Annotated in this window: 10 protein-coding genes; 7 read left to right on the plus strand and 3 right to left on the minus strand. The window is 32.6% G+C overall.

Annotated features, from left to right (window positions below; genetic code table 11):
* The first annotated feature begins 1 nt into the window (after position 1).
* The 3 genes from ES675_RS08370 to ES675_RS08380 are packed head-to-tail and all read left to right on the plus strand — an operon-like array spanning position 2 to position 2,792.
* Complete coding sequence (locus ES675_RS08370) at positions 2 to 1,210, plus strand: DegT/DnrJ/EryC1/StrS family aminotransferase (protein WP_066248033.1); 1,209 nt, start codon at positions 2 to 4, stop codon at positions 1,208 to 1,210.
* Entirely contained in the window at positions 1,204 to 1,794 is a 591-nt protein-coding gene (locus tag ES675_RS08375; RefSeq protein ID WP_082985851.1) for a sugar transferase, read from the plus strand. The genes ES675_RS08370 and ES675_RS08375 overlap by 7 nt, the downstream gene beginning before the upstream one ends.
* Positions 1,794 to 2,792, plus strand: a complete 999-nt coding sequence (locus ES675_RS08380; RefSeq protein WP_066248039.1) for a polysaccharide deacetylase family protein — start codon at positions 1,794 to 1,796, stop codon at positions 2,790 to 2,792. The genes ES675_RS08375 and ES675_RS08380 overlap by 1 nt, the downstream gene beginning before the upstream one ends.
* On the opposite strand, the gene ES675_RS08385 is transcribed toward ES675_RS08380, so the two are convergent.
* The gene (locus ES675_RS08385) at positions 2,776 to 4,023 is read right to left on the minus strand and encodes a GNAT family N-acetyltransferase (RefSeq protein ID WP_066248042.1); all 1,248 of its coding nucleotides are present in this window, start codon (positions 4,021 to 4,023) and stop codon (positions 2,776 to 2,778) included. The two genes, ES675_RS08380 and ES675_RS08385, sit on opposite strands and share 17 nt — an antisense overlap.
* Positions 4,013 to 5,257: a GNAT family N-acetyltransferase gene (locus ES675_RS08390; protein WP_066248046.1), complete on the minus strand. Its 1,245-nt coding sequence runs from the start codon at positions 5,255 to 5,257 to the stop codon at positions 4,013 to 4,015. Before ES675_RS08390 ends, ES675_RS08385 begins: the two co-directional genes overlap by 11 nt.
* Before the next feature lie 370 nt (positions 5,258 to 5,627).
* On the opposite strand from ES675_RS08390, the gene ES675_RS08395 reads away from it, so the two are divergent.
* Genes ES675_RS08395 through ES675_RS08410 form a run of 4 tightly spaced genes read left to right on the plus strand, consistent with a single transcriptional unit; the run spans position 5,628 to position 11,832 of the window.
* Entirely contained in the window at positions 5,628 to 6,770 is a 1,143-nt protein-coding gene (locus ES675_RS08395) for a DegT/DnrJ/EryC1/StrS family aminotransferase (protein ID WP_066248047.1), read from the plus strand.
* Complete coding sequence (locus tag ES675_RS08400; RefSeq protein ID WP_082985847.1) at positions 6,763 to 8,661, plus strand: polysaccharide biosynthesis protein; 1,899 nt, start codon at positions 6,763 to 6,765, stop codon at positions 8,659 to 8,661. Before ES675_RS08395 ends, ES675_RS08400 begins: the two co-directional genes overlap by 8 nt.
* A gap of 11 nt (positions 8,662 to 8,672) precedes the next feature.
* A complete protein-coding gene (locus ES675_RS08405; protein WP_082985848.1) occupies positions 8,673 to 9,455 on the plus strand; it encodes a polysaccharide biosynthesis/export family protein in 783 nt (260 codons plus the stop codon).
* 22 nt (positions 9,456 to 9,477) lie between these two features.
* The gene (locus tag ES675_RS08410; protein ID WP_066248052.1) at positions 9,478 to 11,832 is read left to right on the plus strand and encodes a GumC family protein; all 2,355 of its coding nucleotides are present in this window, start codon (positions 9,478 to 9,480) and stop codon (positions 11,830 to 11,832) included.
* A gap of 2 nt (positions 11,833 to 11,834) precedes the next feature.
* On the opposite strand, the gene ES675_RS08415 is transcribed toward ES675_RS08410, so the two are convergent.
* Positions 11,835 to 13,013, minus strand: coding sequence for a proline dehydrogenase family protein (locus tag ES675_RS08415; protein ID WP_066248056.1), 1,179 nt, complete (start codon positions 13,011 to 13,013; stop codon positions 11,835 to 11,837).
* Between the last annotated feature and the right edge of the window lie 83 nt (positions 13,014 to 13,096).

The raw sequence follows: 13,096 nt of genomic DNA on the forward strand, positions 1-13,096 counted from the left end.
TATGAAAATTCCATTTTCACCACCTTACATAAACCAAGCCGTAATTGACGAAGTTACGGACGCATTAGAATCTGGCTGGATTACCACTGGACCTAAAGTTAAAAAGCTAGAAGATCTTGTTTGCGAGCATATTGGCGTTCCAAATACGTTATGTGTTAACTCGGCAACTTCTGGATTAATGCTAGCTTTAAAATGGTATGGCATTGGTGCTGGTGACGAAGTTATTATTCCGGCTTATACATATGCTGCCACTGCTCTAGCTGTAATTCACGTTGGCGCTACACCTGTAATGGTAGATGTCAATGAAGACTTTAATATTTCTATCTCAGCTATTGAAAAAGCAATAACCGAAAAAACAAAAGCAATCATGCCAGTTGATATTGCTGGATGGCCTTGCGATTATGATGAAATTCAGGAGCTTGTTGAAAATAAGAAACATATTTTCAAGGCTAATTCAGAAAAGCAACAGCAATTAAATAGAATTGTAACCATTGCAGATGCTGCTCATGCTATTGGTGCTAAATACAAAAATAGGTTTGTTGGATTAACATCAGATATAACCGTATTTTCATTTCATGCCGTAAAAAACATTACTACAGCCGAAGGTGGAGCCGTTTGCTTAAACCTTCCCGAACCATTTAGCAATCAAGAGGAATATAATTATTTAAGATGTTTTTCTTTAAACGGACAAACTAAAGATGCTTTTACAAAATCTAAAGCAGGTGGCTGGAAATACGATATTATTTATCCAGGCATGAAGATAAATATGCCTGATATCCTTGCTGCCATTGGTGTTGCTCAGCTTCCAGAATATTTTTCGCATATTTTAGAAAAGCGCGAAACGATATATACGTATTACCAGGAACATTTTAAAACCAAGCCTTGGGCTATCATTCCTCCTTATAAAAATGAAGATAAACTTTCATCTTGTCACCTGTATGCTTTAAGAATAAAAGATGCAACCGAAGAACAACGTGATACAATTATTGAGGCCATTTCAAAAGAAGGTGTAGCTGTTAACGTTCATTTTCAGCCATTACCATTGTTAACTTTGTTTAAAAATATGGGTTATGATATTGCAGATTATCCAATAGCATACACCAATTTTAAATCGGAAATCTCGTTGCCAATTTATCCGCAACTGACTGAAGAAGAGCTTAAATATATTGTAAACACGGTTGAAAACGCCGTAGAATCATGCCTATGCTAAAGCGTCTTTTTGATATCGTTTTTTCTTTATTAGGTATAATATTATCATTACCTTTACTTTTGGTAATAGCACTAATTTTAAAGTTAGAGTCTAAAGGCCCCGTTTTTTACAAACAAACACGTGTAGGAAAAGGGAATTCAGATTTTAAAATTTTTAAATTTAGAACCATGTTTATCGGCTCGGACAAAAAAGGCTTGTTAACAGTTGGAGATAGAGATCCAAGGGTTACAAAAACCGGTTTTTTTTTAAGAAAATATAAGCTTGATGAACTCCCCCAATTAATAAATGTATTTTTAGGAAGCATGAGTTTTGTTGGACCTAGACCCGAAGTAAGACATTATGTTAATTACTATTCGGTTGATGATATGGAAATATTATCTGTAAAACCAGGAATTACGGACTATGCCTCTATTCTTTTTCGTGATGAAGCAGAATTATTAAAAACTGCTGAAAACATGGAAAGTTTTTATATAAATACCATTTTACCTCAAAAAATAGCACTGAATAAGAAGTATATTAATAGCGCAAGCTTATTAGTAGATTTTAAGATTATTATTAAAACCATTCAAACTATTTTGGGTTAATGAAAACACAGAACGGCTATTTATTAATTTCTTTGGATTTTGAGCTCTTTTGGGGCTTATTTGACGTGAAGACAACATCAGACTATCAAACTAACCTGAAAAATGTTAGGGAAGTGATACCGCGACTAGTGGCATTAGCTGATCAATACAATATTACATTAACTTTTGCGACTGTTGGTTTCTTATTTGCTAAAAATAAACAGGAATTATTAGGCGCCTTGCCTTCTGAAAAACCAACCTATTTAAATTCCCGATTTAATCCTTACAACTTAATAGAAAATATTGGTGAAAATGAAACAGATGATCCATTTCATTATGCTGAATCTTTAATTGAATTTATAAAAAATAACGGTAATCATGAAATTGCTAGCCACACCTTTAGCCATTATTATGCCAATGAAGACGGACAAACTCCTGAACAATTTGAAGCAGATATTATAGCTGCAGTCAAAATTGCAAAACAAAAAAATATTAGCATAAAAAGTATTGTATTTCCTAGGAATCAGATTAATGAAGCCTATTTAAAAACATGTGCTAAGCATGGTATTATTTGCTATCGTGGTATTGAAGAACACTGGATGTTTGATACACATGACACCAAAAAACTAGATAACGCAACTCATAAGGCATTCAGGCTCACTGATGCTTACTGCAATGTTTCCGGCTATAACACCTACTCTATTAATGAGCTAAAAAACTGTCATGGTATAATTAACATCCCATCAAGCAAGTTTTTTAGACCATACAGCAACAGTTTCAAATTACTAGAGCCGCTACGTATTTCTAGAATTAAAAAAGGATTAAAAAAGGCTGCAGAAAATAACGAAATCTACCATCTTTGGTGGCATCCTCATAATTTTGGCAAGAATATGGATGCCAATTTCAAAAATTTAGAAGACATCTTTAAACTCTTTAGAGATTTACAAAAAAATCATGGTTTCCAAAGTGTTTCTATGGCTCAATTAGCAGAAATATACCTTTCTAAAGAATCTCAATAAGATATTTATTTTTAGTTCCGATTACTACATAATTCGGCTTACCTTCTATTATTTTAACTGACCTATAGATTTTAATACCTGAAAAACATTCTGGTTTTTGATATAATCCATCAAATACAAGTCTGTTTAAAAATGGAAAACGCTCAGCTTCCTCATTTAAGTCAACTAATTGATAGGCATTAAAATCAATATCTTCCGTTATTGGTTGAATTTTGAACGGTAATTTCTGTTCTTTTGAAGCGCCTAAATTCTTAAGCGCAAAACGCGTTTTAGCAACAAATAAGTTGAAATTTTTATCGCGCAAATATTGCTTTAATTCAAAATACTTGACTAATAAAAGTCCAGTTACCTTTGAAGTAACACTTGAGTCATCATACAATACATGGCAATTATACAGGTAGTTAGTGTTTGTCCATTTTGTTTTGTATTCATATTCTCCTTTTGAAAAATCTAGAATCTCTTTGTTGTTTTCAATGCACCAACCAATAAACTTGCTAATCTCAATATGACCTACATTAAACTTATAATAATTAGTATTAAATGCCTTAACAGCGCCAACAAGCGAGTTTTCTCCTAAAAATGCTAGCGACATAGAAATAGGTTTGCCAGCAACATCAATGCTGATAATCATAGCCTTTTTTTCATGAAGCATCTTATACACTAATTCTTCATAAAATGGCCATTCACTAATTAAACTGGTATTAATTTTTAAATCACCATAGCGCGTTTCAACCAAGTTTTTAAAATTAGCCATCATGGTTTTATACTCGTCTGGAGCTATATCACCATAATAATAGTTGTAGGATACATCAAAGCAGCTCTCAAACTTTTTTAAGGTACTCCTAAACTTATTTCTGGATTTGGCATTTAAGGTGTTTTGCAAATACGCTTCAAACGACGTTACTTTTGATAAATCTGCCAGAAACCCTTTGTATTGTCGGACTTTATGAATTTTTAAATTGGCGTTTTCTATTGTATTAGACACATCACAATAATCTGGGACATCATAAATAACCACTGATTTGTTTTTATAATCTGATGCAGAAGTATCAACTTTATAAGTAACGCCATTAGTCATATTTCTACCAGCATTTATATAATAAGGGAGAAATTTATGCCTTATAAAAGACAGATTTTTAATAAATTGAAACTGTTTGCCTTCTTTTTGTTTTGCAAAATACTTCAACCAAGTTTCCTGATATGTATTGGAGGTAAACGGATTATGCTTCATCTCTAACAATTTTTAAGAAGCCGTTTTTCGCTTTTACTAAAAGAGAATCGTTTTCATATTGATAAACCGTTAAATCCTTTGCTGGTTCTGGATTCATATATAAATAATCGTAAAGTGCTTTTCGTTGGGACACGTATAATTCTGCGTCCAAATCAATTTGAATCGTACTAGGTTCCATGGTAAACGCATCATTTAAAAACTCTACTTTATAAGCATCCAACATAACCGCTTTGTTTTTATTACCGCCAAATAATTGATGCTTCAAATTGTGAACTTTAGCACTATACTTGCGGTCTCTAAACTCGCGTTTAAAATTGAAGTATTTCTCTAAAAGGCTAGCCGTTAATCTGCTTTTTAAAGATTTAGAATCGTATAAAATATGATAAGAAGTCTGGTAACGATCGTCACTCCAACGCTTCTTATAGTCGAAATCACCCTGCGTATAATCAAAAATCTCAATGCCATTGTCAAAACTCCATTCTAGCATTTTCATAATGGTTGTATGACCAATATTATAACGATAGAAATCAATATCAAAAACAGTTAATGCTTCCACTAAAATAGAATCAAAATGATAACTAAATGTGATACCAATAGGTTTGCCATCACCATAAATAACAAACAGCGATGCGGCTCCTTCGTTAACCATTTTAAATGCTAACTCGGTATAGAAAGCCCATAAAGTTGGTTCCAACTCGCCACAAGGCTCACCTTTATTTGAATAACGCTTTTCAAAAAGTTTATAAAAACTATCAAAAACAAGGTCGAAATCTGTTTTAGAAATTGCACCATGATACATGGTATAATCTACTGTGAAATTAGCTTCTAAACGCGTCACATTTCTACGCAATTTGGATCGTGTATTAGATTTGTATATGGTATTTAAATACGCGTCCAACGACTCATAATTACCTACTCGCGTGATATAACCTTCATACTGGAAAACCTTTTTGAGCTTTAAAGCAGCGGATACTTCTGGAGCTATAATTTCTTGATATGAAGGAATATCTCGAACTAAAAACACCTGATTTTTATAATCAGTTGCTTTTGAATTGCATTGATACGTTAAACCATTAGTCAGTTTATTACCTACGTTTATATAACAAGGCACAACAGCATGTTTATAAAACGAAACGGGTTTTATAACATCAGTTGTTATTTCAGGTTTATTTGCATTAAAATGTTTCAGCCAAACATCTTTAAAAGTTTGCGAAGAAAATGGATTATTAATCATGATAAAAGTTTCGTTATCAAGTTTAAAATTAGTTTTTTAAATGAATAAACATCAGTATAAACTCATTTTTTAGATGTATTTGAAAAAAAACGATATAAACGGCATTTTTTATAGGTTGATTTCGGTATTTATTACAATATTTACCATGTTAAACCAGTTTGCTTATAAATCCATTTTATCATCAAAAGAAATGAATAAAGAACACTTGAACTTGTAATCATTTTTGAAGTCAACAGCAACGCTATTACGACAAAGGGTTTAAAAAGCAAGATTAAAACAACAGTAAGGTTTCAATTAAAATCAAAAAACGTGAAAATTAGTTATTTATCGTATTTATTTGATGGAAACTATTTAAACATAGATATTTACGATGACAAAAAATGTTTCAGGAGTGAAATCTAAAATATGGTTATCAGCACCACACATGAGTGGTGATGAAGAAAATTATATTAATCAGGCTTTTAAAACCAATTGGATAGCACCATTAGGACCGAATGTTGATGGTTTTGAAGGTGATCTAGAAGCCTATCTTGGAGAACAGTCGCACATTGCGGCTCTAACCTCTGGAACAGCGGCTATACATTTAGCTTTAAAACTGTTGAATGTTTCAGTTGGAGATGAAGTGCTTTGTCAAACAAAAACTTTTGTAGCATCTGTAAATCCTGTGATTTATGTGGGTGCAACACCTGTTTTTATTGATAGTGAAACTAAAACTTGGAACATGTGTCCCGAGTTATTAGAAAAAGCAATACTGGATAGAATAACGAAAGGAAAGAAACCTAAAGCCATTATTGCCATAAATTTATATGGAATGCCATACAACGTAACACACATACACGCAATTGCTAAAAAGCATCAGATTCCTGTAATTGAAGACAGTGCTGAAGCTTTAGGTAGCCGTTATAACAACCAGCCTTGTGGAACGTTTGGTGATTTGTCTATTTTATCCTTTAATGGAAATAAAATAATAACAACATCTGGAGGTGGTGCTTTGGTTTCTAGAAATCCTGAATCTAAAAAACGCGCTATATTTTTGGCTACCCAAGCAAAGGATTCTGGCATTAATTATTCACATTCAGAAGTTGGCTATAATTACCGAATGTCTAATATATTAGCGGGTATTGGTCGCGGACAAATGCAGGTTTTAGAAAATAGAATTCAAGCCAGACGATCCCATTTTGAATATTACAAAAATACATTACAGCATATTACAGATATAGAATTTTTAGAAGAGCCTGAACATTATTTCTCAAATCGTTGGTTAACAGCGGTTTTATTTAAAACAAAAGCAATTAGAGATGGTGTTTTAAATGCGCTTTTAGAAGAAAATATTGAATCAAGACCATCCTGGAAACCGATGCACCAACAAGACATATTTAAAAATCACCCGAGTTATTTAAATGGTGTGTCAGATAATTTGTTTGAGCGTGGATTATGTTTACCAAGCGGTTCCAGCTTAACCCCTGTTGAATTAGACCGTGTTAATCAAGTAATTAAAAACTATTTTGGATAAAATTTATAATTTATTACGAAAATTATCTAATCGCTATGCGTCCAAATGGTTGGTACTCCTATTTGACTCAACTATTATTGCTTTTACATTCTTTATTGCCTATTTAATTCGATTTAATTTTCAAATTGATTTCGATTTTTCCATGTTTCTTAAGCAAATCCCATTTGTAGTGTTTGCTGGTATAATTAGTTTTTTATTAGTAAGTTCTCATAAAGGTGTTGTTCGTTTCACGGGCTTTAAAGATGTTGTTAACATTATAATTGGCGTCAATATTTTAGCAACCATACTCATAATATCCACATTTATGAGTCGGAAATACAACTACAATAATATTTTTGATATTCCTGGTTCTATCATATACATTCACTTGTTGCTCAATATGTTTTTTCTTATTGGCGCCAAGTTCTTTATAAAATCCATTTACAGAAGTTTAATTGCTGAAAATGAAGACAATCCCAAAAGTATTGTATTAATTTATGGCGCTGGAGATTCAGGAATTATCACCTACAACGCCATTGCTAATGATGCAAAAAGCGATATTGATGTTTTCGGATTTATTGATGATAATGAACGAAAAGTTGGTAAGAAAATAAACCTATTGAATGTTTACCATCCAAATAACATTACAAAAGAGTTTATTGAAAAACACCAAATAGATTCGGTAATTATATCGATTCAGAATATTAATTCTAACCGACTCCTTCAAATAACCAGTAAGTTATTTGCTTTAAACTTAAACGTAAAAATTGTTCCAGCTGTCCAAACGTGGATTGATGGTGATTTAAGCATTGGGCAGATTAAGGATATTAATATTGAAGATTTATTAGGAAGAGAGCCGATTAATATTGACAACCCCATCCTAAATGATGAGTATAGTAATCGCGTCATTTTAGTGACAGGAGCCGCAGGATCTATTGGTAGCGAATTGGTAAGAAAATTATCCGCTTTCAACTTTAAAAGCCTGATACTTGTTGACAATGCAGAATCACCTTTGTATGATTTGCAACAGGAATTAATTCGTAATGGCATTAATAATGTTATGCCAATTATTGCTGATATTAGAAACAACGTTCGATTAGATACTATTTTTAATTTACACAAACCCGAAATAGTTTTTCATGCAGCCGCATACAAACACGTACCTTTAATGGAACAAAACCCGTATGAAGCGGTTAGCGTAAATGTTCGTGGAACTAAAAACGTGGTGTATTTATCAAAAAAATATGGTGCTAAAAAATTCATTTTAATTTCAACAGATAAAGCGGTAAACCCAACAAATGTTATGGGAGCCACGAAACGTATTGCGGAAATGATTATTTGTTGTCAGCAAAACACACAATCAACAACCAAATTTATTATCACGCGTTTTGGGAATGTTTTAGGCTCCAATGGTTCTGTAATTCCTTTATTTAAAAAACAAATTGAAGCTGGGGGACCTTTAACAGTAACACATAAAGATATTATTAGATATTTTATGACCATTCCAGAAGCAAGCCTATTAGTTTTGGAAGCTGCAGCTATGGGATTGGGTCACGAAATTTTTGTTTTTGATATGGGTAAACCCATTAAAATTTATGATTTAGCCATGAATATGATTGCTTTATCTGGCTTAAAATATCCGTCTGATATAGATATTAAAATAACAGGATTAAGACCTGGTGAAAAGATCTTTGAAGAATTATTAATTGAAGGCGAAAACACCAAACCAACCTACAATGAGAAAATTATGATTGCTAAATGTAAACCGGTTAGCATAGAAATTACTCAAAACCTTATAAAAGAACTCTGTTTATTAGGTTCTAATTCTCAAAATATTGAAATTGTATCAAAAATCAAAGATATTGTAGCAGAGTACAATCCGAATAATTCAACTTATGATGTTTTAAACTAAACCAACCAACTATGATCAACCTTAAAAGCATTATTAAAAAAACCAGTCTTCTACTCCTATTGGCTGTAGTTTCGTCCTGTGTTACAAGCAAGGAAATTATTTATTTTCAAGACGAACCTGTGAGCGAATACAATGATATTCCCATGAATTCTGATATCGTCTATAAACCAAACGATTTAATTTTTATAAGTATTGGTGGTGATGCTGATGCAGTTGCGCCTTTTAATTTACCAGCTGTTTCTTACAGTGTTTCATCCGTAAATGCCAATGCAGATCTTAAAATGCCTACCTATTTAATTGATAAAAATGGTAATATTGAATATCCCGTTTTAGGAACTATTAAGCTTGGCGGTCTATCACGAGAGGATGCAACAAGCTTTCTAAAAAACAAAATTTCTGCATACGTAAGAGATCCCATTATCAATATAAGATTAATAAATTTTACTATAACCGTTTTAGGTGAAGTTAGAAATCCTGGAACTTTTACGGTTGAAGATGAACGTATTTCATTAATTGAAGCATTAGGTTTAGCTGGAGATTTAACCATATACGGAAAACGCGAAAATGTATTCTTAATTCGTGAAAGTGATGGCAAAAAGGTTTTCACGAAATTCGATTTAACAAAAATTAGCACAATTACATCTCCAAATTATTATTTAGAACAAAATGATGTTTTGGTAATTGAGCCTAATTCTGCTAGAATCCGTTCCGCTTCTTATAATCAAAATAATGGCGTAATCATTTCAGCTATTGGAACTTTAGCAACAATTTTAGCCATATTTTTAGTCAAATAAAATTATTTACACGAATTCTTTCATGAAACAGAATGCGCATTTTAGAGATTTAATTGAGCCTTATTTAAACCGATGGAAGTTTATTCTTCTATGCGTTATTGCTGCCTTAACATTAGCATTTGTGTATTTACGCTATGCTAGTAATGAGTATCAAGCTAAAGCTACCATTAAAATTAAGGACGATAAATCTCAAGGTAAATTACCTGAAATATCAAGCCTTCAAAATTACGGCCTCTTTAGTAATGACCAAAATAATGTGTTGGATGAAATTGAAATTCTTAAATCACGTAACCTTATTGAAAGTGTTATAAAAGATTTAAAATTTAATATTCAATTCTTTGTAGAAGGTCGCATTCAAGCACATGAAGTCTATACAAATCCACCATTAAACATTAATTTTAGTACAACCGACTCGCTTTTACATGTGGTTGACACCACGTTTAATATCCGAATCAATTCATCAAAAGATTTTATTTTTAAAGGTGTTCCACAAGACGAAAAAATATTAAAAGGAAGCACTACACAATATGATGATATAGAAGGTGTTTTATATGATTTTGGAAAAAATGTAGAAACCGGATTTGGCGATATAATCATTACACCTAATATTGGGCAATATGCCACAAAAATTGGTGCTGATATTACCATCAGAATTCAACCTGTAAATAATGTTACTAGTGATTATAAGTCTAGACTTCAAATTCAAACCAACGAGTTGTCTAGCGTTATAAAACTGACTATTAACGATAATGTCCGCGAAAAAGGGGTCTTATTTTTAAATAAGCTTATTGAAAAATACAATGAAGACGTTATCAACGACAAACAAATGGTTGTTGAAGCAACTTCAAGCTTTATAAATGAGCGTTTAGAAGGTGTGTCACGTGAACTTGGTATAGTAGACTTAACAGCTGAAGATATTCAACAAGAAAACAAACTAACTAATTTAGCGACGCAGTCTAATATTTTTCTTCAAACCGAAAAGGAAAACGAAGCTAAAATCACGGAAACTGGTAGAGAGATTCAGCTAATTGATTATATGAAAAATCATTTAGCTAACAATCAAAACCCAAGCGATTTAATGCCACTTAACATTGGTATTGAAGATGGAAATATTGGTCAGGTTGCTAAACGCCACAATAGCTTGGTTCAAGAACGCGATCGCATTTTAAAAAATTCAAGTGAAATAAATCCGACCGTTGTTAATTTAACGAATCAAATTAATCAATTAAAAGCAGATCTTTCGCAAAGCTTAAGCAGTAAAAAATCTACAAGTCAAATTACTTATAATAGTTTAGTCTCGGAAAACTCCCGAATTAATTCACAAATTTATTCAGCTCCTCAAAAGGAACGTCAATTTAAGGATATTAAGCGCCAACAGGATATTAAGGAATCACTCTACTTATATCTGCTACAAAAACGTGAGGAATCGGCTATTACACATGGCGTTTCTTCACCTAATGCAAAAATTGTTGACAAAGCGTATGCTTCAGGAAGACCCGTAGCACCAAAATCTGCTATTATTATTTTGGCAGCTTTAATTTTAGGAATTAGTTTTCCAATTGGCCTTATTTACCTGCTAACACTTATAGATAATAAAGTACATTCGGTTCAAGATATTAAGAAAACCATAGACATACCGTTTATTGGGGATATTCCTAAATCTAGCAAGCGTACTCAATTAATTAAACAAATTGATTATTCACCTAAAGCGGAAGCGTTTAGAATGGTGCGTACCAATATTGAGTTTATGCTTAAAGGGATTGACAAGCATTCCAAAGTTATATTTGTTACCTCTACAACTAGTAAGGAAGGGAAATCGCATACGTCCATAAATTTGGCTTTATCACTCTCTTATTCTAATAAAAAAGTGCTCCTTATTGAAACAGATATACGCGTGCCAAAAGCAACGAATTACCTGAATGTTAAAAATGATATAGGGTTAACTAATTATATTAGCGATCCGAGTTTAACGCTTTCAGATGTAACCACGTCCATGAAAGACAATGAATTTTTAGATGTCATTCCTTCCGGTGTTATACCACCTAATCCAGCAGAATTATTGATGAGTAATCGGATGCAAGAATTATTTGATACAGTAGATAATCAATATGATTATATTGTAGTAGACACGGCTGCTGTTGGTTTGGTTACGGATACCCTATTAATAAGTCACCACGCTGATTTATTTATTTATGTAGTTCGCGCTAATTATCTTGATAAGAGACGTTTGCAAATTGCAGATACCATGTACCAAGAAAAACGCTTACCAAATATGACAATTCTATTAAATAGTGTTGATCATAAAAAATCAAATGGCTATGGTTACGGATATGGTAAAAACCCGAATAAAAAGAAATGGTGGCAACGTTCTAAATAGTATTATTTAGCAGCTTTGCGTCTTTCTTTCTCTTTTTTAATTAACATGAGTTCGCGTCCTGTTTGCCCAGCAACTGATGTGTTTTCTTCTGCACGTCTAATTAAATACGGCATTACATCTTTAACGGGCCCAAAAGGAACATATTTAGCTACGTTATAGCCGTTATTGGCTAAATTAAAGCTGATGTTATCACTCATACCAAACAGTTGGCCAAACCACACACGATTATCATCTATAGCAATCCCTTTATTATGCATTAATTGCATAACCATATAGCTACTCAATTCGTTGTGCGTTCCAACAAAAATAGAAATGTCAGATATGTTATCTAAAATATATTGTGCAGAATCATTAAAATTTTCATCGGTTGCTAATTTACTTTCACAAATAGGTGTCGGATAATCATGCTCTAAAGCACGTTCATGCTCTTTTTCCATATAAGCACCACGAACAATTTTATAACCTAAATAAAACCCTTCTTTTTTGGCGAGTTCATGTTGGGATTTTAAAAAATCCATGCGGTCATGACGATACATTTGTAAGGTATTATAAACAATGGTGACATCTTTATTATACTTGCGCATCATATCGGTTACCAAATGATCTACTGCATCTTGGATCCAGCTTTCTTCGGCATCAATTAAAATTTCAACATCCTTTTCTTTCCCCAACTTGCAAACAGCATCATAGCGCGCAACGACTCGATTCCATTCCTCTTGCTCTGTTTCTGTTAGAGTTTTTCCTTCACTTTTCTTTTGATACAGTGCAAATCTTCCAAAACCAGAAGGTTTAAATACAGCAATAGGCATGGCTTTTCTATCGTCAGAAAAACGAATAATTTTTAAGGTTTTTTCCATGGCTCCATCAAAATGTGCTTCCGTTTCCTTCCCTTCTACTGAATAATCTAAAACCGAACTTACGCCATTGGTAAACATATCATCAATTACTGGTAAGCAATTTTCCTCATTGACACCGCCACAAAAATGGTCAAAAACCGTAGCACGAATAATACCCTCAACAGGCAGATGTGCTTTTAAAGCAAAATGCGTAAGTGTTGTGCCAATCTTTACCAATGTCTCATTTGATATCATATTGAATAAAAAATGAGCGCGATTTAACTCTCTATTACTCTTTAATTGAAAAGCAATTTCAGTATTGTCAAATATTTTTAAGTACTCCATATCTGTTGAAAATTATACAAAGATAATTATCATTCAGCTACTTTTTTATAAAAAAAACACCTTATTTTACCTTTTATTATTCC

This window comes from Algorimicrobium algoritergicola, from assembly GCF_008086165.1.
In the GTDB taxonomy this organism is placed as follows: domain Bacteria; phylum Bacteroidota; class Bacteroidia; order Flavobacteriales; family Flavobacteriaceae; genus Algorimicrobium; species Algorimicrobium algoritergicola.